17 protein-coding genes and 1 pseudogene are annotated in these 24,807 nt (G+C 72.8%); 10 read left to right on the top strand and 8 right to left on the bottom strand.

Going from position 1 to position 24,807, the window contains the following annotated elements:
- The first annotated feature begins 13 nt into the window (after positions 1-13).
- Together AB0F81_RS07690 and AB0F81_RS07695 are read left to right on the top strand one after the other, a co-directional pair.
- Positions 14-5,431 carry an MMPL family transporter gene (locus AB0F81_RS07690; protein ID WP_360192610.1) on the top strand — a complete coding sequence of 1,806 codons (5,418 nt, stop codon included), beginning with the start codon at positions 14-16 and terminating at the stop codon, positions 5,429-5,431.
- Between the two features lie 126 nt (positions 5,432-5,557).
- The gene (locus AB0F81_RS07695; protein ID WP_360192613.1) at positions 5,558-6,961 is read left to right on the top strand and encodes an SDR family NAD(P)-dependent oxidoreductase; all 1,404 of its coding nucleotides are present in this window, start codon (positions 5,558-5,560) and stop codon (positions 6,959-6,961) included.
- A gap of 59 nt (positions 6,962-7,020) precedes the next feature.
- Here the strand turns inward: AB0F81_RS07695 and AB0F81_RS07700 are convergent, their stop codons facing one another.
- Entirely contained in the window at positions 7,021-7,695 is a 675-nt protein-coding gene (locus AB0F81_RS07700) for a hypothetical protein (protein ID WP_360192616.1), read from the bottom strand.
- A gap of 143 nt (positions 7,696-7,838) precedes the next feature.
- Between AB0F81_RS07700 and AB0F81_RS07705 the strand changes: the two are divergent.
- Positions 7,839-7,943 (top strand): annotated as a pseudogene (locus AB0F81_RS07705) (AAA family ATPase); the annotation flags it as partial.
- Between the two features lie 50 nt (positions 7,944-7,993).
- Here the strand turns inward: AB0F81_RS07705 and yidC are convergent.
- From yidC to AB0F81_RS07735, 6 genes are all read right to left on the bottom strand, one after another.
- Positions 7,994-8,947, bottom strand: coding sequence for a membrane protein insertase YidC (yidC, locus tag AB0F81_RS07710; RefSeq protein WP_360192619.1), 954 nt, complete (start codon positions 8,945-8,947; stop codon positions 7,994-7,996).
- 76 nt (positions 8,948-9,023) lie between these two features.
- Positions 9,024-9,305 carry a DUF6412 domain-containing protein gene (locus tag AB0F81_RS07715; RefSeq protein WP_360192622.1) on the bottom strand — a complete coding sequence of 94 codons (282 nt, stop codon included), beginning with the start codon at positions 9,303-9,305 and terminating at the stop codon, positions 9,024-9,026.
- A gap of 9 nt (positions 9,306-9,314) precedes the next feature.
- Positions 9,315-10,139, bottom strand: coding sequence for a hypothetical protein (locus AB0F81_RS07720; RefSeq protein ID WP_360192625.1), 825 nt, complete (start codon positions 10,137-10,139; stop codon positions 9,315-9,317).
- On the bottom strand, positions 10,132-13,119 hold the full coding sequence (locus tag AB0F81_RS07725) for a DEAD/DEAH box helicase (protein ID WP_360192628.1): 2,988 nt from the start codon (positions 13,117-13,119) through the stop codon (positions 10,132-10,134). Before AB0F81_RS07725 ends, AB0F81_RS07720 begins: the two co-directional genes overlap by 8 nt.
- A 174-nt stretch (positions 13,120-13,293) precedes the next feature.
- A complete protein-coding gene (locus AB0F81_RS07730; protein ID WP_360192631.1) occupies positions 13,294-13,737 on the bottom strand; it encodes a DUF5990 family protein in 444 nt (147 codons plus the stop codon).
- A 429-nt stretch (positions 13,738-14,166) separates the two neighbouring features.
- On the bottom strand, positions 14,167-15,003 hold the full coding sequence (locus AB0F81_RS07735; protein WP_360192634.1) for a PHP domain-containing protein: 837 nt from the start codon (positions 15,001-15,003) through the stop codon (positions 14,167-14,169).
- A gap of 27 nt (positions 15,004-15,030) precedes the next feature.
- Here AB0F81_RS07735 and AB0F81_RS07740 point away from each other — a divergent pair, with 27 nt between their 5' ends.
- From AB0F81_RS07740 to AB0F81_RS07760, 5 genes are read left to right on the top strand one after another with little or no spacing between them, the layout of a single operon-like run.
- On the top strand, positions 15,031-15,789 hold the full coding sequence (locus AB0F81_RS07740) for an arginase family protein (protein ID WP_360192636.1): 759 nt from the start codon (positions 15,031-15,033) through the stop codon (positions 15,787-15,789).
- A 48-nt stretch (positions 15,790-15,837) separates the two neighbouring features.
- Positions 15,838-16,869: an alpha/beta hydrolase-fold protein gene (locus tag AB0F81_RS07745; RefSeq protein ID WP_360192639.1), complete on the top strand. Its 1,032-nt coding sequence runs from the start codon at positions 15,838-15,840 to the stop codon at positions 16,867-16,869.
- A gap of 20 nt (positions 16,870-16,889) precedes the next feature.
- Positions 16,890-18,128, top strand: coding sequence for a hypothetical protein (locus AB0F81_RS07750; RefSeq protein ID WP_360192642.1), 1,239 nt, complete (start codon positions 16,890-16,892; stop codon positions 18,126-18,128).
- Positions 18,129-18,160: 32 nt separating this feature from the next.
- Positions 18,161-20,368, top strand: coding sequence for a glycoside hydrolase family 9 protein (locus AB0F81_RS07755; protein ID WP_360192644.1), 2,208 nt, complete (start codon positions 18,161-18,163; stop codon positions 20,366-20,368).
- A gap of 19 nt (positions 20,369-20,387) precedes the next feature.
- Positions 20,388-21,668, top strand: a complete 1,281-nt coding sequence (locus tag AB0F81_RS07760; protein WP_360192647.1) for a cytochrome P450 — start codon at positions 20,388-20,390, stop codon at positions 21,666-21,668.
- Here AB0F81_RS07760 and AB0F81_RS07765 read toward each other — a convergent pair.
- Positions 21,656-22,006 carry an STAS domain-containing protein gene (locus AB0F81_RS07765; protein ID WP_360192650.1) on the bottom strand — a complete coding sequence of 117 codons (351 nt, stop codon included), beginning with the start codon at positions 22,004-22,006 and terminating at the stop codon, positions 21,656-21,658. The genes AB0F81_RS07760 and AB0F81_RS07765 overlap by 13 nt on opposite strands.
- A gap of 257 nt (positions 22,007-22,263) precedes the next feature.
- On the opposite strand from AB0F81_RS07765, the gene AB0F81_RS07770 reads away from it, so the two are divergent.
- Entirely contained in the window at positions 22,264-23,739 is a 1,476-nt protein-coding gene (locus AB0F81_RS07770; RefSeq protein ID WP_360192654.1) for an amino acid permease, read from the top strand.
- Entirely contained in the window at positions 23,736-24,614 is an 879-nt protein-coding gene (locus AB0F81_RS07775; RefSeq protein ID WP_360192657.1) for a universal stress protein, read from the top strand. Before AB0F81_RS07770 ends, AB0F81_RS07775 begins: the two co-directional genes overlap by 4 nt.
- The last annotated feature ends 193 nt before the right edge of the window (positions 24,615-24,807 follow it).

Raw genomic sequence — 24,807 nt, forward strand, 5'->3', positions numbered from 1 at the left:
GAAAGGGGAGCTTGTGTTCGCGGGCTGGGGAACGCGGGTCGCCCGTCTCCGCTGGTCGGTGCTGGCCGTCGCGCTGGTCGCGGTGCTCGGCGCCGGGGTGTGGGGATTCGGTGTGTTCGACCGTCTCTCCGAGGGCGGCTACAACGACCCGAACAGCGAGTCCGGCCGGGCCGCCGAGGTGGTCGCGGAGGCGCTCGACGGGCCGGACGGCGACGTCATCGCGATCTACACCCCGGACCAGGGGACCATCGACGACGCCGCCCTCACCAAGCGGATCAAGGAGCGGCTGGCGGCCCTGCCCGAGTCGGTGGTGACCGCGCAGAGCTCGTACTGGACGGTCAAGGCGGCAGCGAAGGCCAACTACGCCGCCGAGGACAAGTCCAGCGCGGTAGCGGTGATCACCCTGGCCGGCGACGACGACGCCGCGAAGGCCGACGCGTACGGGGAGATCGAGGAGGACTTCCAGGTTCCCGGCGCACACGTCCAGCTCGCCGGTGGCGTGCCGCTGAGTCACACCTCCTCCGAGCGCTCGACCAAGGACCTGGCACTCGCCGAGCTGATCTCGCTGCCGATCGTGCTCATCCTGCTCCTGCTGATCTTCGGCTCGCTGGTGGCCGCGTCCCTGCCGGTCCTCGTCGGCGGCTGCGCGGTGCTCGGTTCGCTCGGCGTGCTCAACGCGGTCGCGCTCAACCACGAGGTCAACTCGTTCGCGGTCAACGTGGCCAGCCTCCTCGGCCTGGGCATGGCGATCGACTACGGCCTGTTCATGGTCGGCCGCTTCCGCGAGGAGCAGGCGAACCACAGCACCGCCGAGGCGGTCCGGCGTACGGTCGCGACCGCCGGCCGTACCGTGCTGTTCTCGGCGACCCTGCTGATGACCGCCCTGGCCGGCCTGCTGCTCTTCCCGCAGGGATTCCTGAAGTCCCTGGCGTACGGCGGCCTCGCCGCCGTCTTCCTCGCCATGCTGCTCTCGCTCACCCTGCTGCCGGCGATCCTGGCGATCATCGGCCCCGGCGTCGACAAGCTCCCGGTACGCCTGCCCGGCCGCCGTCAGGCGGACGGCGACCGGCTCAGCGGGTGGGAGCGGCTGGCCGGCGCCGTGCTGCGCCGCCCGTTCCTGGTGGCGCTGCCGATCCTGGCCGGCCTGCTGGTGCTGGCCCTGCCGATCACCGACGCCCGGTTCGGCGAGAACGACGAACGTGTCCTGCCCGCCGGCGACCCGTCCCGGGTGGCGATCGAGACGCTGAAGGCCGACTACCCGCAGTTCAGCACCGACGGCGTGCAGCTCGTGGTGCGCGGCACCGACGGCAAGAAGCCGGACGTCGAGAAGTTCACCGAGGCGGCCGCCGACGTGCCCGGCGTCGTCGAGGTCACCGTCTCCGGCTCGGGGGACGACGTGGTGGTGCTCAACGCCGACCTGGAGAGCACCGACTCGTTCAGCCCCGAGGCCCGGCAGGCCGTCGAGGACCTGCGCGCCCTGCCCGTGCCGGCGAACACCGAGGTGCTCGTCGACGGCGCCACCGCCCGCAACGTGGACAGCCTCGCCGCGATCGCCGAGCGGCTGCCGCTCATGATCGGGCTGCTCGCCGGGGCCACCCTGATCCTGATGTTCCTGGCGTTCGGCTCGGTCCTGCTGCCGGTCAAGGCGGTGCTGATGAGCGCGCTCAGCCTCTGCGCCACCTTCGGCATCCTCGTCTGGATCTTCCAGGAGGGCCACGGCGCCGGGCTGCTCGACGTCACGCCGGCGCCGTTGGAAGCCGGCATCGTGGTGCTGATGGCCGCCGTGGTGTTCGGTCTCTCCACCGACTACGAGGTCTTCCTGCTGTCCCGGATGGTGGAGGCCCGGCTGCGCGGGGCGACCAGCGCGGAGGCGGTGACCATCGGGCTCAGCCGGACCGGCCGGGTGATCAGCGCGGCCGCGCTGCTGCTCATCGTGGTGACCGGCGCGTTCGCCCTCTCCTCGGTGACCACCATGCGGTTCGTCGGCGTCGGCATGATCGTCGCCCTGGTCCTGGACGCCACGGTCGTCCGCATGCTGCTCGTCCCGTCCGTGCTCGCCCTGCTCGGCGACGCGGCCTGGTGGGCGCCGGGCCCGCTGCGCCGCCTGCAGGAGCGCGCCGGCCTGGCCGAGCACGCCGGCGAGGCGGAGATCACCGACTGGCACGTGGAGAAGCCGTCCCCCGCTTTCTCCTCCCCTGCTTCCTCCTCCGCTGCCTTGTCCCCCGCTGCCTCCTCCTCGGCTGCCTTCCTGTCCGATGACGATACCGTCACGTTCGCCCTGCCGGCCGGTTTCGCGGCGGCGGGCGCCCTGCCCGCCGGCCCGTCGGCGTCGCAGACGGTCGTGCTCGACTACGAGGCGGTGCTCGACTACCTCGCCGAGAAGGAGAAGTCCGGCACCCCGCCGCTGACGCGGCCGGTCCCGGCCCTGCCCGCCGGCCCGGGCGAGGTCACCACCGTGCTTCCGCTGGTCCGGGGTACGGACGACGCGCCCGCCACCTCCGACGACGAGGAGCCGGAGGTCGTCGACCTGCCGGTGACGTCCCTGCTGGGCCTGGAGCCGGAAAAGCTGACCGAGGGCGCGGCGGAGTATCCGTCGCTCTTCGCTGAGGACACCGTCGACGCCGAGGCCGAGGAGGAGGCCAAGGCCGCTGCCGAGCCTCCCTCCGCAGCCACGGACCCGGCAGCCGAGCCTCTCCCCTCGGCCGCGGAGCCTTTCCCCTCGACCGCCGACTCCGCAGTCGAGCCCGCGGCCGAACCCCTCGACTCCGCCATGGACCTGACGTCCGGTCCCCTCGCCGAGGCCGAATCTCCCGCTCCTCTTTCTCCGGTCGCCGCTCCGGCGTCCGAAGCCGTGGCAGCGGACACCGGCGACGACGCACCGCTCAAGGCTGCCGCCGACGACCTGACTGACCGGACGCTCCCCGAACCCGCGGCATCGCCGCTGGTAGCGCCCCCTCTCGACAGGCTCGGCGAGCCGGCTGACGATGATGCCCTGCCCCCACTGTTCGACCAGACGATCACCGACCTCCACCTGAGCGACACCTCGCCCGCCGAGGCTGTGCTCAGCGACACGGACCGGCCGCCGCTGTTCGACCAGGCAGTCTCCGAGCTTGACCTGAACGACGCCGCCGATTCCGGGTCGCAGCCCGCATCCCGCGACGCCGTGACCGGAGACGAGATCGAAGCGACCCCAGTCCTGGAGGGCCCCGCCCTCACCGCCGACCCCGAACCCACCGCGACGTCGAACACGGTGACCCCCGAGGTCGGCGTCCCAGCCGCGCCCTCGCCCGATCCCGCCGACATCGAGCTCTCGCCACGGCCGGAGCCCGCCTCCTCCACTTCCCCGGAGCCGGAACCCTCCTCCAGCACAGCTGCCCCGAAGGCGACCGAACCGCCCGTGGACCCTGACGCGGAGCAGCCCCGTCTCGCTCCCGCCGCGCCCTCCTCCCCCCGCGACTCAGCCGAAGAACCGGCCGCCGCTCCGGCCTTCCCGCAGGCCTTCGCCAGCGCACAGGCTCTTCCTGATGCCGAGGTGGCATCCGTGGACGCTCCCGCGCAGGCTGAGTCCGTGGACGCCCTCACCCCTGCGCCGGCCGACCACCCGAAGGACGTCACTACCCCGCAGGCCGAGCCCGAGGAAGCCCGCACCACGCCGGCCGAACCCCAGGAAGCCCGCACCACGCCGGCCGAACCCGAGGACGCCCGCACACCGGTGCCGGACCAGGTCACGGCCACGCAGGCCGAACCCGCCGACACCCACGCCGAACTCGCCGAGCCCGCGGACCTGACTGTTCCCGCGCAGGCCGAGGCCACGGAGGACGTCGCCACCCCGCAGGTCAAGCCCGCTGACCCGATCGTCGCTGCTCAGGCCGAGTCGGCAGACGACCGCGACCTCACGCGGTCCGAGCCCATCGACGCGCCCGCCTCTACCGAGGCCGAATCGGCATCCGGCCACGACGCCGCGGAGACCAGGCCCACCGACGCGCTCCCCGCTGCCCAGGCCGGATCAGCGGACGACCGCGACCTCGCCCAGCCCGAGGCAGAGATCGCCCGAGCCGCGCCCGCGGACGAGGCGAGCCATTCCGCAGCCGGAGACAAGCCGGTAGCGGCCGTCGGCCCGGCCAACGTGCCCGCCGAGGTGGAGGATCTGTTCACCTGGCGATCCGATCCTAGGCTCGCCAGCCTGATCACCCCGGCCACCGATCGATTCGACTGGCTCGCCCAACCGGCCCCGGCCGGACAGGAATCAGCCGGGCAGCAACCGGCCGGGCAGCAACCGGCCGGGCAGCAACCGGCCGAGCTGGAACCGGCCGGCGAAGAATCGGCCAAGGCTGAGCCGACCGGCGGCTCCCGCCCGCAGACCTTGGGCGACCTCGCCGGCAGCACCCCGGCGGCCTCGCACAGCACAGGCCGCCCCGCCGCCGACCCGAACCGCCCTCGGACGCTCGACGACCTGGCGTCGCCGGTCAGCGCGGTTCCAGCAACCACAGCCCGCCCGCAGACTCTCGACGAATGGCTGAGCGGCACAGCCGCGGAGAACAAGCGCCCTTCCCGCCCGGAAACCCTGGGCGACCTCTCCATCGCCCCGGTCAGCCCCGGTTCCAACCGTCCCGCTCCCTCACCCGCGACTGACGAAGCGGGCATCTCCGTCCCGGACGTGCCCACCGCCTCGGCCACGGAGGCTCACCCGGAGCAGCCGGAGACCAACGAAGCAGCTCCGGTCGGTCAGGAAACCGCCGCCCCGCACATGCGCGCGGAACAAGCGGAAGAACCGGTGAACGGCGACGCCGCTACGGCCGAGCGGGAGACGTCCGCCGAGCGGGAGACGCCCGCCGAGCGGGAGACCCCTGCCGAGCGGGAGACCCCTGCCGAGCGGGAGACCCCTGCCGAGCGGGAGACGCCCGCCGAGCGGAAGGCGCCCGCCGAGCGGGAGACGCCCGCCGAGCGGGAGACGCCCGCCGAGCCGGACGCATCCGAGGCGGAAGCATCCGAGCCGACCGCGCCCGTCAGCGGCGCCCCCGGCTTCATCCGCCGGCCGCAGACGCTGGACGAGTGGCTGAAGGGCGGCCCCATCTCCCCGGAACCCGAGCCGGCCACCGCCTCCGACCGCCCCGGCACGCTCGGCGACCTGACCACCACCACCGGCGGCATCCGCCGGCCGAAGACCCTCGACGACTGGCTCAGCGGAGCCACGCCCACCGAGGACCGGCCCCGCGGCACCCGCCCCGCCACCCTGGCCGATGACGAGGCGGCCCGGCGCCGCAGGGCCGGGAACGGTGGACCCCACTCCCGTGCCACGGGGGCGGGCGACAACACGTACGATCGGCCCGCCCGGCGCCCGTCGTCGCTGGCCGACCACCCGGGGCCCGCATCGCGGGCCGGCGGCGAGCCCACCGCGACCGAACCGGAACCCGGACCCGCGCACAGCTGACCGCCGGGCTGCGTGAGCAGCCCGGCGCCGGAAGGTGACCGGCACCCCTTGCCCGAGGCCGCCGGCGGCCGATAGGACGGCCGGGAAAGTACAGTGCCTGCGGTGGAAACAGAGGGGGACGAACGAATGACGGGCGACGCCGTGGGTGTGGATCCGCGCCGCCTCGCGGAATGCCTCGCCGTGCTGGCCGAGGTGGAGGCGCTGCCGGTGGAGCATCCGGATGCGGTGCGGGTCCGGCGGGCGGTCGGTGGGCTGTTCAAGACGGCGAAGATGCAGCGGCGCCGGGAGCGCCGCGACGCTGTCCTGGCGCACGACCGGGAGGTGACCGAGTCGACCGCGACCGGCGCGCCGGGGCGGATCGACGACGAGACGGCCGGGATCCCGCTGCGCAGCACGACGCGGGGCGCGACGGCCGGGGTGCTGAAGCAGGCGCGCGGCTGCTACGTGTGCAAGCAGCGGTACACCGTGGTCGACGCCTTCTACCACCAGCTCTGCCCGTCGTGCGCGGAGCTGAACCACGCGCGCCGCGACGCGCGTACCGATCTGACCGGCCGCAAGGCGCTGCTCACCGGCGGCCGCGCCAAGATCGGCATGTACATCGCGTTGCGCCTGCTGCGCGACGGCGCGGATCTGACGATCACGACGCGCTTCCCGCACGACGCCGTCCGCCGCTTCGCGGCGATGCCGGACAGCGCGGACTGGCTGCACCGGCTGCGGGTCGTCGGCATCGACCTGCGCGACCCCGCCCAGGTGGTCGGTCTGGCGGATTCGGTCGCGGCCCGCGGGCCGCTGGACATCCTGATCAACAACGCGGCGCAGACCGTACGGCGTACGTCAGGCGCCTATGCAGCGATCGCCGCGGCGGAAGCCGAGCCGTTGCCCGGCGGGAAGCTCCCGGAGCTGGAGTACTTCGGCACCGCGGGGACGTCCCCGGCGGCCGCGCTGACGGCCGGTTCGACGTCGCTGTCCCCGCAGCAGATCACCGAGCTGGCGCTGACCGCCCGCTCGACAGCGATCGACGCGGGCGGCCTGGTGCCGGACACCACGCCGACGAACAGCTGGAGCGACCGGGTGCACGAGGTGGACCCGCTGGAGCTCCTCGAGGTGCAGCTCTGCAACGTGACCGCACCGTTCATCCTGGTCAGCCGCCTGCGCGCGGCGATGCTGGCGTCGCCCTTCCCGCGCCGCTACGTGGTGAACGTGTCCGCGATGGAGGGCATCTTCGCGCGCGGCTACAAGGGCGCCGGGCACCCGCACACCAACATGGCGAAGGCGTCGCTGAACATGCTGACCCGCACCAGCGCGGTCGACATGTTCGCCGACGGCATCCTGATGACCAGCGTCGACACCGGCTGGATCACCGACGAGCGGCCGCACCCGACGAAGATGCGGCTGCACGAGGAGGGGTTCCACGCCCCGCTCGACCTGGTCGACGGCGCGGCCCGGGTGTACGACCCGATCGTCCGCGGTGAGCAGGGCGAGGACGTGTACGGCTGCTTCCTGAAGGATTACCTCCCGGTCGCCTGGTGAGCCGGAAACGAACGGGCCGCACCGTGGGTACGGTGCGGCCCGGTTCGTACGGTGACCGATCAGGTGTTCGGACCGGTCTTCCAGGGCATGCCCTTGTCATCGCCCTGGTTCTGCCACGGGTGGCCCTTGATGTCGTCCGGCCCCTTGTGGTCGTCCTTCCACGGTTGGCCCTTGATGTCGCCCGGGCCCTGCGGACCCTTCCACGGGTCACCGCCATCCTTGATGCCGCCCGGACCCTGCGGAACCTTCCAGGGCTCGCCCGGCCCGTTCGGGCTGTCCTTCCAGTCGTCGAACTTGTTGCCCTTGTAGTGCTTCCACGGGAAGCCCTTGTGCTTGTACGGCTTGCCGATGTCGAACGGGCCGCCCATGAAGTCCGGCTTGTTCGGCCAGTGACCGGGCCAGAAGCCGTCCCAGTCGTCCCAGTTCCAGTACTGCTGGCGGACCTCGAGTTCCCAGGCCCACCGGTGCCAGCCGATCCGCACGGGAGAGCACTTGAACTTGTCCCAGGCGCCGAACTTCACGCCGGTCCAGCCGGCGTTGCGGCAGGCCCGCTGCCAGCGGTAGTAGCCGACCACGTAGTCGTAGTCGTCGGCCCAGCTCTGCACGTGGTTCCCGGTGCTGGAGCCGGTGGACGGGGCCGCGGCCGGCGCGGCCTGGACCGGACCGGATCCGATCATCGCGCCGGCGGCGAGGCTCGCCCCGGCCAGCGCCAGCAAACGCATTGCTTTGTTCATGTCACACCTTTTCCGGACAAAGACGCCATGACGTGCGTAGCTCATCACGCTCAGCAATAGGCTCTGAGGCCTTTGCCGGAATGCTGACCGTTTGGACGACCCGGCCGGGGCCGTAAAGGCAGGCTCGTGCGATCCTTCCCGGCGTGGCCGACCGACTGATACTGATCAACGGCCTGCCGGGTTCGGGGAAGAGCACCCTGGCCGCGCGGCTCGCCCCCGCACTGGGCGCCACCCTGATCAGCAAGGACGCGCTGAGGCGGCCGCCGCTCCCGGCGTTCCGGGCCGGACCCGGGTTGAGTCATCGCCGGCGGCGCTTGGACCGCGCCGGCCTGGCGCCGACCCTCGGCGCCTCCACACCCGACCGGCCGGAGCCGTCCGCCCCGGCAGAACCAGCCGCGGACGCCAGGCCGGCCTTGCCCGCCCGTGTATCCCCACCCTGGCCGGCCGCGGCCGGCGGCGGATACTTGCGCAGGATCCACGCCTGCTGCCCCAGCGCGAACAGGTTCTGCACCACCCAGTACAGCACCACCCCGATCGGGAAGATCACCCCGGAGACCAGCAGGGACAGCGGAAACCCGTACAGCATCATCCGCTGCACCAGCCGCCCCTGCGGATCCGTCGCCGGACCGGTCTTGCTGATCATCTGCCGGGTCGTCAGATACGTCGTCACCGTCATGATCAGAATCAGTGCCGCCGCGACGAGCTTCACGGTCACCGCCGAGGCCCCCAGAACGCTCAGCTGATCGGCGCCGGAGGTGAAGCCGGCAACGATCGGCGCCCCGAACAGCTTCGCGTGCACGGCACTGTCGAACTGGGTCAGCGTCCACCCGTAGAGCGTGCGGGACGCCTCGCTGGTGACGCTCGGCCGCACGTGGCGCAGCACGTGCAGCAGACCGAACAGGATCGGCGCCTGCAGCAGCAGCGGCAGGATGCTCGCCATCGGTTTGATCTTCTCGGCGCGGTACAGCTTCAGCAGCTCGGCCTGCATCGTCTGCGGGTCACCGCGATGCCGGTCGCGCAGTTCGGCGATCCTCGGTTGCAGCCGCTGGACCGCGCGCTGGGATCGGATCTGCCTTACTACCAGGGGAAACAGTGCGATGCGGACGGTCAGGACGAGGAACACGATGCCGAGCACCCAGGCCCAGTCGGTGTGCCAGGCGCTGGCGTCGCCGACCAGCCGGTGCCAGGCGGCGTGCCAGAACAGCAGGATTGCGGAGATCGCCGTGTAGACGGCGGCCATGACGGAGGACATGGAGAAGGAACCCCTCGGGGAGCTGGGACGAGAACAGTCACCAGCGGCCGGCGAGCGGGCCGGGAAAAGGGATCGCTCAGGCGGCCGCGAGGGCCGCGGTGGGTCCTCTCGGCCGGACGCGCCCGTCAGCGTCGGGGTCGCGGTATCGCGGCACCCCGGTGCGCCGGGCGCGGTCGCGCAGCACGCGACGGCTGACCGTGGGGTCGGCGGCGGTGAGCCGCGCACCGAGCAGGACGCTCGCGGAGAGCACGGTCACCAGCAGCACACCGGCGATCGCACCGGCGCCGAGCAGCAGACCGGTCGGGCCCGACTCGGTCAGCACGCCGACCAAGCGCCAGAGGGCCTCCCACCAGATCACGGCCCCACCCTAGCCGGGCCGCGCAACCTCGTCGCTCAACGCCTGGTAGGCCGGACGCAGCACCTCGGTCACCGGTCTCCCGTGGTGGCTGAGCGCCGGTGGGTCGAGCTGGTCGAGCAGCGCGTCCGGCCGCAACCCGGCCGGGCTCTCCGGCTCCGGCGCCCCGGCGGCTTCCACACCCCAGAAGGCGGCCGGATCGTTCGGGTCGACCAGCGGCACGGGCTGCACCGGCGGTGCCGGCTCCTCGGCGGCCGGCGACCCGGTGTCCAGCACGTCGACCGCGGCCGACTCCCGCAGCCGGCGCAGCCGCATCAGCAACTCGTCGCGGGAGCGCCCGCGCCAGGTGAACACCTCGAACGGGTCGGTCTCGAACGCCCGCGCCAGCGCGTAGGTGGTCGCCGCCAGGTGGATGCACGGCATCGGCCACCGCTCGCAGCTGCAGTCCATCGCCACCTCGTCGAGCGACAGCGGCAGCAGCCCCAGCCCGGCGCCGGCGAAGACCGCCTCGATCCCGGCGGGCATCCGCCCGTCGAGCAGGTCGGCGACATAGCGCGCCTCGGCGACCAGGGCTTTCTCGACCCGGGCCCAGTCGGACGCGCCGAACGCCCGCACCGCGATCCGGGAGCGGAAGGCCGCCGGATCCTCCGGGCCACGCACCAGGGCGACGGCGAGGCTGCTGGAGACGGTCAGGCTGCGCACGTGCCCGGCCCGCTCGTCACGGCGGCCCCGGGCGAACGTCGGCCCCATCCGCAGCGACTCGAACATGCCCAGGAACGCCACCGGGAACTCGCTGTGGGTCTGCACCGGCTTCCCGCCGCGGGTCGGCTCAGTCAACGATCGCCTCCGGCGCCAGCGCGAACAGCTCGCGCAACTCCTGTGTGGAGAGGGCGCTCAGCCAGCCCTCGCCGTTGCCGACCACCCGCTCGGCCAGCACGCCCTTGTCGGCGACCAGCTGGTCGATGCGCTCCTCCAGCGTGCCGAGGCAGACCAGGTTGTGGACGTGCACGTCGCGGCGCTGGCCGATCCGGTATGCCCGGTCGGACGCCTGTGTCTCCGCGGCCGGGTTCCACCAGCGGTCCACGTGCACGACATGGTTGGCCGCGGTCAGGTTCAGACCGGTGCCGCCGGCTTTCAGCGAGAGCACGAAGACGCCCGGCCGGGTGGCCCGCTGGAACTCCGCCACCATGGCATCCCGGGCGCCGCGCGGGGTGCCGCCGTGCAGGAAGCGGACCGGCACACCGAAGCGGGCGGCCAGGTGCGGGGTCAGCATGCCGCCGAAGCGGGCGAACTGGGTGAAGCACAGCACGCTCTCCCCCGCCCCGAGGGCGTGGTCGAGGATCTCCTCCAGCCGGTCGATCTTGCCGGACCGGCCGGGCAGCGGCGACCCGTCCTTGAGCAGCAGCGCCGGGTGCACGCAGACCTGTTTGAGCTTGGTCATGGCGGCCAGCACGAGGCCCTTGCGCCATTTCTCGCCCGGCTCGGCGAGCCGGTCCTGCAACTCGTCGAGGACCGCCCGGTAGAGGCTGACCTGCTCGGTCGTCATCCCGCACAGGTGCCGCACGTGCCGTTTCGTCGGCAGCTCACCGGCGACCGCGGGATCCAGTTTGGTGCGCCGCAGCAGGAACGGCCGGGTCGCCTGGCGCAGGCGGGCGGCGGCGGCCTCCTCCCCGTAGCGCTCGATGGGCACCGCGAAGCGCGCCCGGAACGTGTGCGCCGACGCGAGCAGGCCCGGGTTGACGAAGTCGAGGATCGACCACAGCTCGGAGAGCCGGTTCTCCACCGGGGTGCCGGTGAGCGCGATCCGGTTGCGCGCGGGGAAGCGGCGGACCGCTTTCGCCGTGGCGCCGCCGGCGTTCTTGATGTGCTGGGCCTCGTCGAGCACCACCCGGTCCCAGCTGATCCCGGCGAGGGCGTCGGCGTCACGAACGGCCGTCGCATAGGTCGTCAGCACCAGGTCGGCGCCGTCGGCCAGGGTGGCCGGGTCCTCCCGGTCGGCGCCGTGCAGCACGCGGACCCGCAGCGACGGCGCGAACCGCTCCGCCTCGCGCTGCCAGTTGCCCAGCACCGAGAGCGGGCAGATCAGCAGCGCCGGCCCGGCCCGGTGGTGCAGCAGCAGGGCGAGCAGCTGCACGGTCTTGCCCAGCCCCATGTCGTCGGCCAGGCAGGCGCCCAGCCCCAGCGAATCCAGGAACGCCAGCCAGGAGAAACCCCGCGTCTGATACGCCCGGAGCTCACCGCTGAGCCCCGGCGGCGGGTCGAGAACCTCCAGCCGCTGGTCGAGACGCCCGGTGAGCAGGTCGGCCAGCCACCCCTCGCCACGCGCGTCGGTCACCGGCAGCGGCAGTTCCTCCGGCGGGAGCAGCCGCATCACCTTGAGCGCGTCGCCCGCGGTCATCGTGCCGCCGCCGCGCCGCAGGAAGTCGAGCCCCGCCGCGAGCCGCCGCTGGTCGAGGAAGACCCAGCGCCCCCGCAGCCGGACCAGCGGCACCTTGGCCCGGGCCAGGTCGGTCAGCTCGTCGGCGGTGAGGGTGCGCCCGCCGAGCGCCAGCCCCCACTGGTAGTCGACCATCTCGCGCAGCCCGACCGCCCGGTCACGCAGCACGGTGGAGACCGGGTCACGCCCGCGCACGTGCAGCGACAGGCCGAGCCCCGGCCGGCGCTGCCACCAGGCCGGCAGGAGCACCCCGTAGCCCGCCTCCTCCAGCAGCCCGGCATGGCTGAGGAAGCGGTGGGCGCCCTCGGTGTCGAGCAGCATCTCGACCGGGTGGGCGCCGCGCAGCGCCTCGCCGAGGTCGGGATAGAGCCGGGCCGCCCGCCCCAGCCCCGCGAGCAGCCGCTCCTGCGGATGCGACGTCCACCGGGACAACGGTGCATATCGATCGCGCCACACGTCGGCGGCGCTGACCAGCACGCTCGGCTCGTCGGCCGCCTGCAGCAGGAACTCGAGCCGCCACGCGTCCTCCGGCAGCGGCACGTCGTCGGGCATCACCGGCTCGTGCTCACGCGGGTCGCTCAGCCGGAAGCAGACCCGCACCTCGGCTCCGCGCGCCGCCTGCCCGAACCACGCGTCGAGCCGCCCGGTCAACTCGTCGACCAGCGCCGGCGCCGCCTCGAACTCGGGCTCCCCGGTGAGCGCGGCCAGCCACCCGTAGTCAGCCAGGCCCACCCCCGCCTCGGCCAGCCGGGTGCGCACCAGCCCATCCACCAGGCGCTCCAGCGCCGCCCCGAGCAGCTCCGCCCCCGCCGGACCGGACGCTGCCTGCTCAGCCCGGCAGGCCGGTGGCATCCGCTCGCGCAGCGACGCGTGCCGCACCGCGTCGGCCCCGATCAGCACCGGCCGCCACCAGGCCGCCGGGCGGGCCCCGTCGATCCGCACGCCTGGCAGCACCCGGCCCCGCCGCACCAGGCTCGCCGCGAACCCGCACAACTCGACCAGCCAGCCGACCGACGGCGCCACCCGCCCGTCGAACTCGGCCACCAGATCAGCATCGAGGAACGGCACCTCCATCGCGGGCACCCGCCAGACCCGCGGCCGCGGCGTCCCCCGCCGCGCCGGCAACCCCAGCTGCGGCGACGGCAGCGGGCCGGCCCCGGTGGACGGCAGCATCAGCGCGGCCGACCGCGACGTCTCCCCCGCCGGCAGCCCCTCAGCGGGCACCGCGAACGGATGCTCCGGCACGGCGCCACGCCGTCGCCCCGCCACCGCCCCCGGCTCCGCATCGGTCTCGGCCCACAGCCCGATCACGCCACCCGGCCCGAGGAACCCGTGCAGCACCCGAACCTCGTCGGCCGCCACCGCGACCAGCGCGCTCACGACCGCCACCGCCCGGCGCCAACCGGCGAAACGGGGCGGTGAACTGGCAAGCCACGGTGGTTCAGCACGTCGCCGACTCTAGGCCGCCCCTCTGACACTTTCCCGAACGCCCTGCTCAGCCACCGCCGAGGGCCGTGGCGAGCCGGCGGTCTGCGGCCACCAGCCGGGGAGCGGTCACTCCAGCGTCCAGGCGAGATCCGGCGGCCGCACCCGGGCACAACGCGGACCACCATCGGCATCGGTCAAGCCGAGCCGCCCCACCAGCACACCCCGGCCCGCGGCGGCCTCGCGCAGCAGCGCCCCCGGAATGTCGCCGAACAGCAGCTTCGCCCGCCGGAACATCGCGAACTCCTCCCCGTCCACCGCGCCCCAGCTCAGATAGAGGAAGCGAGCCCCCGGCCGCCCGTGCACCCACGGCCCGCCCACATCGACCAGCCCGTCCACCTCACGGGTAGCGACCTCGAACTCCCAGACAGCCCGCTCCGCGTGCACCGGCACCCGCTCGACGACCTCGCTCTTGCGCTGCACACCCACATGCACCCCACCGAGCCGCAGCTGCTCAGCCTGCGGGGCGCCGGCCCGGCCCGGCAGGTCATGCCCCTCGATCCGCATACGCATGAAAAGACCTTAAAACCCACCCAGAGGTACGCGTTCTCCGAAGCCCCGTGCTACCCGCGCGATCCCCCAGCCACTCCAGGCCCCACCGCGACCGCCGGGCTTGAGCAGGTTCCCACCGAAGTCCCGGCAATGGCCAGGTGCGCGGCGGGCGCCGGAACGGTGAGCAGTGAGCGCCGCACCGGCTGCGGGCCGCCGGAGGGCGGGCGATACCGGCGCGGAGGTGGCCTACTGCCCGGCCGCGGCCGGCGGGTGCGGGCCGCGAGGGTGTGCCCGGCTTGGCGACGGGACTGCCCGGCCGGGGCGCGGATCTGGCGGCTCGGCCGGTGCTTACGCCCGGCGGTCGCGGTGGGGCCTGGAGTGGCTGGGTGATCGCGCGGGTGGCACCGAGCTTCGCAGAACGCGTACCTCAAAAGCTGACCAGCGTGAGTTTCATGCCGAGCGGCGCCAGAAGTCGTAGGGGGTGGCGCCGGGCCGGAAGCCGTAGGCGTCGGCCATCGCGGCGGCCTCGCGGAAGCCGTGGCCGACCGCGCCGGGCAGGTGGGCGTCGCTGCCGAAGGTGACTGCCAGGCCGCCTTCGTCGCGCCACCAGCCGAGGAGCGTCTCGTGCAGCGGCAGCCGGGTGTTGATCTCCAGCGCCCGGCCGGAGCGGGCAGTCGCGCGCAGGGCCGCGCGGAACTCGTCCTCGAAGGCGGCCGGGGCGAAGGGCGGGGTGGGCCAGAAGCGGACCGGGTAGTCGATGTGCGCCAGCACGGCGAAGTTGTCGGCGGTCTCGACCAGCCGGATCACCTCGGCCAGATAGGTGCGGACCACCTCGGTGGGGTCGCGGTGCGGGAAGATGCCCCACGGCTCCGCGTAGTGGTCGCCGTCGGCGAGGCAGTGCAGCGAGCCGAGCACCCGGTCGAAGCGGCCGGTGGCGAGGATCGCCGCGAGTTCGGCGGTGTGCCGGTGCGGTTCGCCCATCTCCAGGCCGGTGAGGATGTGCAGCCCGGGGAAGCGGTCGCGGCAGCGCTCGACCGCGGCCAGGTATCCGGCGGCGTCGAAGGCCGGCGGGGTGAACAGCCCGGCCGCGTCGGCGTGGGCGGTGATCCGCTCGTTCGCGTAGGGACCGTCGACCGGCGCCGGCCACGCGGTGTGGTCGACGTGCTCGGTGAACGCGATCGCCGGCAGGCCGATCTCGACCGCGCGGGCGCAGGTGCGTTCCATCGAGCCGAGCGGCGCGTCCCAGGACCACTCGCTGTGCACGTGACTGTCCGGGGGCAGCGCCATGCCGTCCATCGTGCCAGTCTGGGCGGCGTGACGATCATTATGGTGCCGTACCACCAAGATCAGCCGCTGCCGCCGGGTGACGTCCCGGTGCGGGCGGCGGTCACCGTCAGCGCGCCGTCGTCCGCCGCGGACTCGTGGCGGCGGATCGCGGCCGTGCAGGAGGCGGTGGCGTCGGCGGTGGCCGCCTCGGCCGCGGGCGGTTCCCCACCGGCGGTCTTCTCCGGCGACTGCCTGGTCGCCGGTGGGGTCCTGGCCGGGCTGCAGCGGGCCGGCCGGGACCCGGGAGTCGTCTGGTTCGACGCGCACGCCGACCTGCACACCCTGCAGACCACCACCTCCGGCTATCTCGGCGGACTGTCGCTGCGGCTGGTCACCGGCGCGCACCCGGAGCGGTACGCGGGCCTTTTCGGACTCCGCCCGGTGCCGACGGAGCGAGCCGTCCTGGTGGACGCCCGGGACACCGATCCGGCCGAGGCCGATTACCTGGCGACCGGCGCGGTCCGCCGGGTCACCGTGCCGGAGGTGACCGCCGCGACCACCCCGTCCGGCGAGTTCCTGCTGCACCTCGACGCCGACGTCGTCGATCCCGGCGAGCTGCCGGGCCTGCGTTTCCCCGCGCCGGGCGGACCGTCGCTGGACGACGTGCTCGCCGCCGCCGGCCGTCTGCTGGCGACCGGCCGGGTCGTCGCCGTGCACGTCGCCTGCCCGTGGTGGCCGGCCGACAACCTGGAGACCTCGGACCTGCGGGCCCGTTTCGTGTCCCGCTTCCTCGCGGCGCTCGGCTGAGGCGGCGCATACCGGGCGGGTGGCCGGGCGCGGCGTTAGGGTGCGTTCATGGCGGGTGCGGGCGGGGCACGGTGGGAGGGCGCCACGCTCTCGTTCCGTTACCCGGATCCCGCCCGGAAGCTGGCCGGGGTCCGGGTGCTCAGCTCCGCCTTCCGCGCCGATCTCACCTTCGCCGACGGCGGGTTCTGGGAGCTGCGGCACCGGACGCCACCGCTGCAGCGCCTGGAGTACCGGCTGGAGCTGCGGCACGCCGACGGCACGTCGGAGACGGTCTGCGATCCGGCGAACCCGGAACGCGCGCCCGGCGGTTTCGGTGATTCGTCGGTGCTGCTCTGCCCCGGTTACCGGGCGCCCTCCTGGCGGGAGCTGCCGCCCGCGCCCGGCGCCTGGCGGACCGTGCGGCTGCCGGTCCGCCGGCTGCGGACCGAGCTGAGCGTGCGGATCTGGTCCCCCGGCGAGCCGACCGGCCGGGTCCTGGTGGCGCACGACGGCCCCGATTACGACCGGTTCGGCGAGCTGGGCCGCTACACCGCCGGGATGATCGGCGCCGGGCGGCTCGCGCCGTACCACCTGGTGCTGCTGCCGGCCGGGGACCGCCTGCAGTGGTACTCGGCGTCGCGCGCTTACGCCCTGGCGCTGGCCGGGGAGATCATTCCGCGCCTGCGTGCCGGCCTGGACGGCGGCCCGGTGATCGGCGCCGGGGCCAGTCTGGGCGCGCTCGCCATGCTGCACACGCAGCGCCGGCATCCGGCCGGTTTCGCCGGGCTGTTCCTGCAGTCCGGCAGTTTCTTCCAGCCCCGTCATGACAGCCAGGAGTCCGGTTTCGAGCACTGGCGGCGGATCGTCCGGTTCACCGCCCGGACCCTGCGGGCGCGCCGCGGCCCGGCCGTCCCGGCGGCGATGACGTGCGGCGCCGCCGAGGAGAACCTGGCGAACAACCGCGACATGGTGGATGCCCTGGCGAAACAGGGGTATCCGATCACGCACGCCGAGAACCCGGACGCGCACACGTGGGTGGGCTGGCGGGATGCCCTGGACCCGCATCTGACCTCACTGCTGCGGCAGGTGTGGCCGAACTGATCTGACCAAGGGAGGCGGCTGTGGCCGACGTCGAGCACACCATCGGATTGCTGCTGGGCACCGAGGACGACTGGCCACGCGCCTATGAGGCGCTGCTGCGCCGGCTGGGCACCGTGTCCGGGCCGGACGGCCGCACCCACCGGTCGCTGTCGGTCCGCGTCACGATCGAGCCCTTCAACCTGCGTGACCGGCCCCGCCACGACCTGGTGATCGACCGCCTGGCGCACTGGTACTACCACCCGCGCGAGTGGCTCAAGAAGATCGCGCTGATGGACGACGTGTACCTGCTGAACAGCCCGTTCACCTTCCAGTCGATGGAGAAGCACGCCGCTTACTGCGCGATGATGCGGCTCGGGCTGAAGGTGCCGGAGACGGTGCTGGTGCCGTTCAAGAACCCCCTGGAGAACTCGCGCTGGGCTTACACCGCGGCCCGGTACAACCGGCCGTTCGATCTGGAGGCGACGGCCGCGTCGGTCGGTTACCCGCTCTACATGAAGCCTTACGACGGCGGCGCCTGGGTCGGCGTCTCCCGGATCCGCAACGCCGACGAGCTGCACGCCGCGTACGACGCGTCCGGTGAGCGGCTGATGCACCTTCAGGCGTCGGTCGAGGATTACGACGTCTTCGCCCGGAGCCTGAGCATCGGCCCGGAGACGATGGTGATGAAGTTCCGCCCGGACCAGCCGATGCACGCCCGTTACGAGGTGGACCACGGTTTCCTGTCGGCGTCGGCCGGCGACGAGGTGGTGACGATCTCCCGCCTGATCAACGCCTTCTTCCGCTGGGAGTTCAACTCCTGCGAGTCGCTGGTCCGCGGCGACCAGGTGCACCCGATCGATTACGCCAACGCCTGCCCGGACGTGGCGCTGACCTCGCTGCACTACTACTTCCCGTGGGCGATGACCGCGCTGCTGCGCTGGACCGTCTACTGCGTGGTCACCGGCCGCAGGGCGCGGCTGGACACCGACACGTCGGAGTACTTCACGATCGCCGACGAGCCGGGCCTGTCGTACGCCGACAAGCTGTCCGCGTACCGCAAGCTGGCCGACGACTACTTCGAGGTGGACCGTTACCAGGAGTTCTGCGCGAAGCACCTGAGCAACGTCGACGAGATCGTCTACGACTGGGTGATCTCCGAGGAGTTCCGGTCGCTGCTGCGTGAGACTGTCCGGGCGATGTATCCGGTGCACGAGCACGAGAAGTTCCTCGCTCACTTCGGTGGCTTGATCGACGCCTGGATCCGCGACCAAGGGCGTTGACGCGGTAACACACCCGCAATCAATATGTCTGCATGCCTCTATGGGAGCGCTCCCTAAAAATAGGAACAGCCACACTCCTCCTCACGCTCGGCGTCGCCGCGCCCGCTCAGGCCGACGAGGTCGAGCAGGTCGTCAACGGCGGCTTCGACAGCACCGCCGACCCGTTCTGGTCCACCGCCGGCGTGCCGATCACCCTGACGGACGGGCAGGCCTGCCTGGACGTGCCGGGCGGCACCACCAACCGCTGGGACGTCGCGATCGGCCAGAACGACATCGATCTGGTCGCCGGCGAGTCCTACCGGTTCAGCTTCGACGCGAGCGGCACCGCCGGCCACGTGGTCCGGGCGGTCACGGGTCTCTCGGTCGCGCCCTACGACACCTATTTCGAGCAGTCGCCGGTCCTCGGCGACCTGACGCATTACGAGTACACGTTCACCGCGAACACCTCCACCGCGCAGGGGCAGGTCGCCTTCCAGGTCGGTGGCAGCCCCGACCCGTGGCGCTTCTGCGTCGACAACGTCTCCCTCGTCGGCGGCGTCCCGCCCGAGCAGTACGAGCCTGACACCGGCCCCAGGGTGAGAGTCAACCAGGTCGCCTACGTGAAGAACGGCCCGAAGGGCGCCACCGTGGTCACCGAGAAGACCACCGCCCTGCCGTGGGAGCTGAAGGACAAAGCAGGCAAGACCGTAGCGAAAGGCAGCACCAAGCCGCACGGCGTCGACGTCTCGTCCGGCCAGAACGTGCACACGATCGACTTCGGGAGGTACAAGCGCGCCGGCACCGGCTTCACCCTGACCGCTGACGGCGATACCTCCCGGCCCTTCGACATCGGCGGCAACGCCTACGACAAGCTGCGCACCGACGCACTGAAGCTCTACTACACGCAGCGCTCCGGCATCGAGATCCGCGACGACCTGCGCCCCGGGTACGCCCGCCCGGCCGGTCACGTCGACGTCGCCCCGAACCAGGGTGACGGCAACGTCCCCTGCCAGCCCGGTGTCTGCGACTACACCCTGGACGTGCGCGGCGGCTGGTACGACGCGGGCGACCACGGCAAGTACGTGGTCAACGGCGGCATCTCGGTCTGGGGCCTGCTCAGCGAGTACGAGCACAACCGCGGCTCCCGCACGCTGAACCTGACCATCCCGGAGAGCGGGAACACCACCCCGGACCTGCTCGACGAGGCCCGGTGGGAGCTGGACTTCCTCCTGAGCATGCAGGTTCCGGCCGGCAAGCCGTACGCCGGCATGGCCCATCACAAGATCCATGACGCGGCCTGGACCGGCCTGCCGCTGCTGCCGCACCTGGACCCGCAACCGCGCGAGCTGCACCCGGTCTCCACCGCGGCGACGCTGAACCTGGCCGCGACCGCGGCGCAGGCCGCGCGGATCTACAAGCCGTTCGACGCGGCCTTCGCCGCGCGGGCGCTGGCCGCCGCGCGCACCGCCTACGTCGCCGCCAAGGCCAACCCCGCGCGGTACGCACCGGTGACCGACGGTGTCGGCGGTGGCGCCTACAACGACGACAAGGTGACCGACGAGTTCTACTGGGCGGCCGCCGAGCTGTTCCTGACCACCGGCGAGAAGCAGTACGCGACCGACGTGCTCAACTCGCCGGAGCACAAGGCCGACGTGTTCGGCCCGGTCGCCTTCGACTGGGCGGCCACCGCTGCCGCGGCCAAGATCGACCTCGCCCTGCTGCCGAACAAGCTGCCGGGCCGCCTGCTGGTGCAGGCCCAGGTGGTCAAGGGCGCCGAGGAGTACCTGGCGGTCCAGCGCGGCCACGGCTACGGCGTCGCCTACGCGCCCACCAACAACGTGTGGGACTGGGGTTCCAGCAGCATCATCGCCAACAACCTGGTGGTGCTCGCCTCGGCGCACAAGCTGACCGGCCTCGACCGCTACCGCAACGGCGTGCTCACCGGCATGGACTACCTGTTCGGCCGCAACGCGCTCAACATCTCCTACGTCACCGGGTACGGCGAGGTCAGCTCGCAGAACCAGCACAGCCGCTGGTACGCCGCGCAGCTCGACCCGTCGCTGCCGCACCCGCCGGCCGGCACCCTGTCCGGCGGTCCGAACTCGTCCATCCAGGACCCGGTCGCCCAGCAGAAGCTGGCCGGCTGTGTCGGGCAGTTCTGCTACATCGACGACATCCAGTCCTGGTCCACCAACGAACTGACGATCAACTGGAACGCGGCGCTGGCCTGGCTGAGTTCCTACGTGGCCGAAGTGGACTGACGGTCCTAAGCTGCCGGGTGTGCGGGCTCTGCGATTCGCCGCGGCGCTGTACGCCCGGCGGCTGGACTTCATGTTTCACGGATACGTGCGGCGGGACCCGATGGCCCTGCTGCAGCTCAGACCGGGCCGCCACGACCCGTACCTGATGTATGAGCGGATCCGGGCGGGCGGGGACCTGGTCCCCACCCGCCTGGGCAACTTCGTGACGCCGAGCCACCGGGTCTGCAACACCGTGCTGCGGGACCGGCGGTTCGGCGTGCGCGCCGCGGAGCTGACCGGCCGGGCAACGCCGGATCAGCAGGTCGACATGTCGTTCCTGGACCGGGATCCGCCCGACCACACCCGGCTGCGCCGCCTCGCCCAGCCGGCGTTCAGCCCGCGGCGGATGGCCGACTACGCCGGCCGGATCGAGCAGCGCGTCGGCGAGCTGCTCGACGCGGCCGCGGCGAAGGGCAGCTTCGACCTGGTCAGCGAGTTCGCCGCGCCGCTGCCGATCACGGTGATCACCGACCTGCTGGGTGTGCCGGACGCGGACGCCGACCGGTTCGCCCGGCACGGCGCGACGATCGGCAGCGCCCTGGACGGCATCCGGTCGCTGCGGCACGGCGCCCGGCTCAAGGCCGCCAGCGATGAGCTGGACGACGTCTTCGCCAGGCTCTTCGTGCTGCGCCGCCGGGAGCCGGCCGACACCGAGTCGGCCACCGACCTGGTGAGCCGGATCCTGACCGCCGAGGGCGATCAGATCCGATCGCACGAGCTGCTGCCGATGTGCCGGCTGCTGCTGGTGGCCGGTTTCGAGACCACGGTCAACCTGATCGGCAACGCGGTCAACGCGCTGCTCGATCACCCGGAGCAGTGGGCGGCGCTGCGCGCCGACCCGGCCGGCCTCGCCGAGGCCGCGGTCGAGGAGACGCTGCGCTGGGATCCACCCGTGCAGCGCACGGCGCGGTGCGCCGTCGAGGAGGTCGAGCTGGCCGGGCGTACGGTGCGGCGCGGCCAGTTCGTGGTGACGCTGCTGGCCGCGGCGAACCGGGACCCGGAGGTCTACTCGCATCCCGACCGGTTCGACATCCACCGCACCCCGGAGGCCGACCACCTCGCCTTCTCCAGCGGCATCCACTACTGCGTGGGCGCGCCGCTGGCCCGGCTGGAGGCGGTGATCGCGCTGCGCATGCTGGCCGAGCGGATGCCCGGCCTGGCCCGGGCCGGCACGGTGCGCCGCCGCAACGCGGGGATCATCCGCGGCCCGATCCACTTCCCGGTGACCGCCTCCCGGCGAGTGCCGGCTCAGACGGTGTAACTGCGCGCCGACGCCGAGCCCGGCGGCAGCCCGAACAGCTCGGCCAGCCCGGTGACCCGCAGCTGCCGGTGGACGAACTCGCTCGGGTTGCGCAGCACGAACCGGGCGCCGATGTCGCGGGCCGCCTCGTAACCGGCGACCAGCGTGCCGATCCCCATCGAGTCCATGAACGTCACGAACGTCAGGTCCACGATCATCAGAGCGGGTCGCTCCCGCTGCAGTGTGTCGAGCAGCGCTGTCCGCAATGCGTCGACGGTCGCCGCGTCCAGACTGCCGCGGACCTCGACGACGATCCCGCCGTCGGCCTGCCGCCGTGTGGTCATCACGGCCTCGCCCATCACGCCCTCCGAGCCGGGCGACCTGCCCGTTCGCCTCACCGTACAACTGTCGACACGCACCTCGCAGGCTGCCGCGCGGTTCCGTGCGTCCAGCGCACAGGGCGTACGCCGAACGGGTTTTCTCCCACTGTTCTCCCGGCTCGGCAACTCGGACGACCGGTTTCGGCGCATCGCGCCGATCATCTTGCGGCGCCCGGCACGCCTCGGCCACGGTGTCAGAACGGCGGCGACGCGGCCGCCCCGGGGGGAGGCGCGCCATGGCCGGACCGGGTAAGCGGGCCGGGATCTTCGCGATCCGCGACGTCGGATCACTGGTCACCGAGACACACGAGACGGGGACCGAGCTCAAACGGGCGGTCAGCGCCACCCAGCTGACCGCGATGGGCGTCGGCGCCATCATCGGCACCGGCATCTTCGTGGTGATCGGCGAGGGGTCGGCGATCGCCGGGCCTGCGGTCATCCTGTCGTTCGTGCTGGCGGCCGTGGCCTGCGCCTTCTCGGCGCTCTCCTACGCCGAGCTGTCCTCGTCGATCCCGGTGTCCGGCAGCGCGTACACGTACGCGTACGCCACCCTCGGCGAACTGGTCGCCTGGATCATCGGCTGGGACCTGATCCTGGAGTACGGGGTGTCGGTGGCCGCGATCGCGGTCGGCTGGGGCGGCAACCTCAACGCCTTCCTGGACGCGGCGTTCGGCGTGGCCCTGCCGGACGCGATCGCGACGTCACCCGAGGACGGCGGCGTCTTCAACCTGCCGGCCGTGCTGGTGGTCCTGGCGATCACGTTCCTGCTGGTCCGCGGCGTGACCGAGAGCGCCCGGGTCAACCTGATCATGGTGGTCGTCAAGCTGGCCGTGCTGATCTTCTTCATCGTGGTGGCGTTCGCGAACTTCAGCACCGGCAACTTCACGCCGTTCGCCCCGGCCGGTGTGGACGGGGTGACCGCGGCGGCGGCGATCATCTTCTTCGCCTACATCGGGTTCGACGCGGTCTCCACCGGCAGCGAGGAGGCCCGCAACCCGGCCAAGGACCTGCCGCTGGCGATCATCGGCTCGCTGCTGATCTGCACGGTGTTCTACGTGCTGACGGTGACCGGCGCGATCGGCATCGCCACTCCGGAGCAGATGTCCGGGAGCGACGCGCCGCTGGCCACCGCCCTCGACGAGGGCGCCGGGCTCAACTGGGCGGCGGCGATCCTGGCCCTCGGCGCGGTCGTCGCGATCACCAGCGTGGTTCTGGTGATCTTCTACGGCCAGACCCGCATCTTCTTCGCCATGTGCCGCGACGGCCTGATGCCGCGCCGCCTGGCCACCGTCAACCAGCGGTACGGCACCCCGGCCCGCCTCACGATCATTCTCGGTCTACTGATCTCGGTGCTGGCCGCCCTGGTCCCGCTGGGCACCATCGTGGAGCTGGTCAACATCGGCACCCTGTTCGCGTTCGTCCTGGTGAACATCGGGGTGATCGTGCTGCGCCGGACCCGGCCGGACATGCCGCGGCCGTACCGGGTGCCGTGGTCGCCGCTGCTCCCGATCATCGGGATCGTCTTCGCCGTCTATCTGATGGCCGACCTGCCGCTGGACACCTGGATCCGGTTCATCGGCTGGCTGGCGCTCGGCATAGTGATCTACGCCGTCTACGGCTACCGCCACTCACGCCTGCGCCAGTCGTCCGACGCGGTGCCGGCCAGCCGTCCCGACGAGCCGCGGCCGGACGGGGACGGAGGCAAGCCGTGACCGCCCCGCCCACCGGCCCGGTCGTGGTGGGCGTCGACCACGGCCCGGCCGCCGCCGACGCGCTCGCCCTGGGCAGCTGGGCCGCCCGGCTGCTGGAGGTTCCGCTGATCGTCTCGGCGGTCCACCCGGCGCCGTCGGCGCTCGGCTCCGGCCGGATCGACGCCGAGTGGATCGCCGACCGGCACCGGGCCGCCGAGGAGGTGCTGGCCGGCGCCCGCGCCACGCTCGGCGACCCGACCGGCGTGGAGTACCGGGTGCTCGCCTCCAGCTCCGCCGCGCACGGCCTGCACGACCTGGCCGAGCAGGTCGGCGCCGCGCTGCTGGTGGTGGGCTCCAGCTCGTCCGGGCCGGCCGCGCGGCTGTTCGCCGGCAGCACGGCGGAGCGGCTGCTGGCCGGCAGCGTCTGCCCGGTCGCGATCGCCCCGGCCGGGATGCCCCACGAGCCCGGCGCGCTCGGCCGGATCGGCGTGGCCTACGTGGACACCCCCGACGGGCGGGCCGCGCTCGACGAGGCGGCCCGGCTGGCCCGGCGTACCGGAAGCCCGCTGCTGCTGGTCACGGTCGTCGCTCGCGGCGACGCCGCGGTGCCGTTCCTGCTCGGCGACGACGCCGAGCGGGCCTTCCTGGACACCGCCCGCGAGACGTACGAGGAAGCGCTGCGCAAGGCCGCCGAGTCGGTGCCCGGCGTCCGGGCCGACTGGGAGCTGCGTTCCGGCGACGTGGTGGAGACGCTGGCCGACCTGGCCGAGGTGGACGTGCTGTTCTGCGGCTCCCGCGGCTACGGCCCGGCCCGCCGGGTCCTGCTCGGCGGGGTCTCCACGCGGCTGCTGCGCCGCGCCTGCCGCCCGGTCGTCGTCGTCCCCCGCGCCGCCTGAGCGCGCGTCAGGCCCGGTGGCGGCCCACTCGCTCGGGCGTCGCGGCGCGCGGCGCCTGAGCGGGCGTCAGGCCCGGTGGCGGCCCACCCGCTCGGGCATCGCGGCGCCTGAGCGGGCGTCAGGCTCGGTGGCGGCCCCCCGAGGACGAGCTGCTCTGGCCCCAGCTGCTGAACCGGGCCGGGATGCACGCCGA

It is taken from the genome of Actinoplanes sp. NPDC024001, assembly GCF_040638955.1.
In the GTDB taxonomy this organism is placed as follows: Bacteria; Actinomycetota; Actinomycetes; order Mycobacteriales; family Micromonosporaceae; genus Actinoplanes.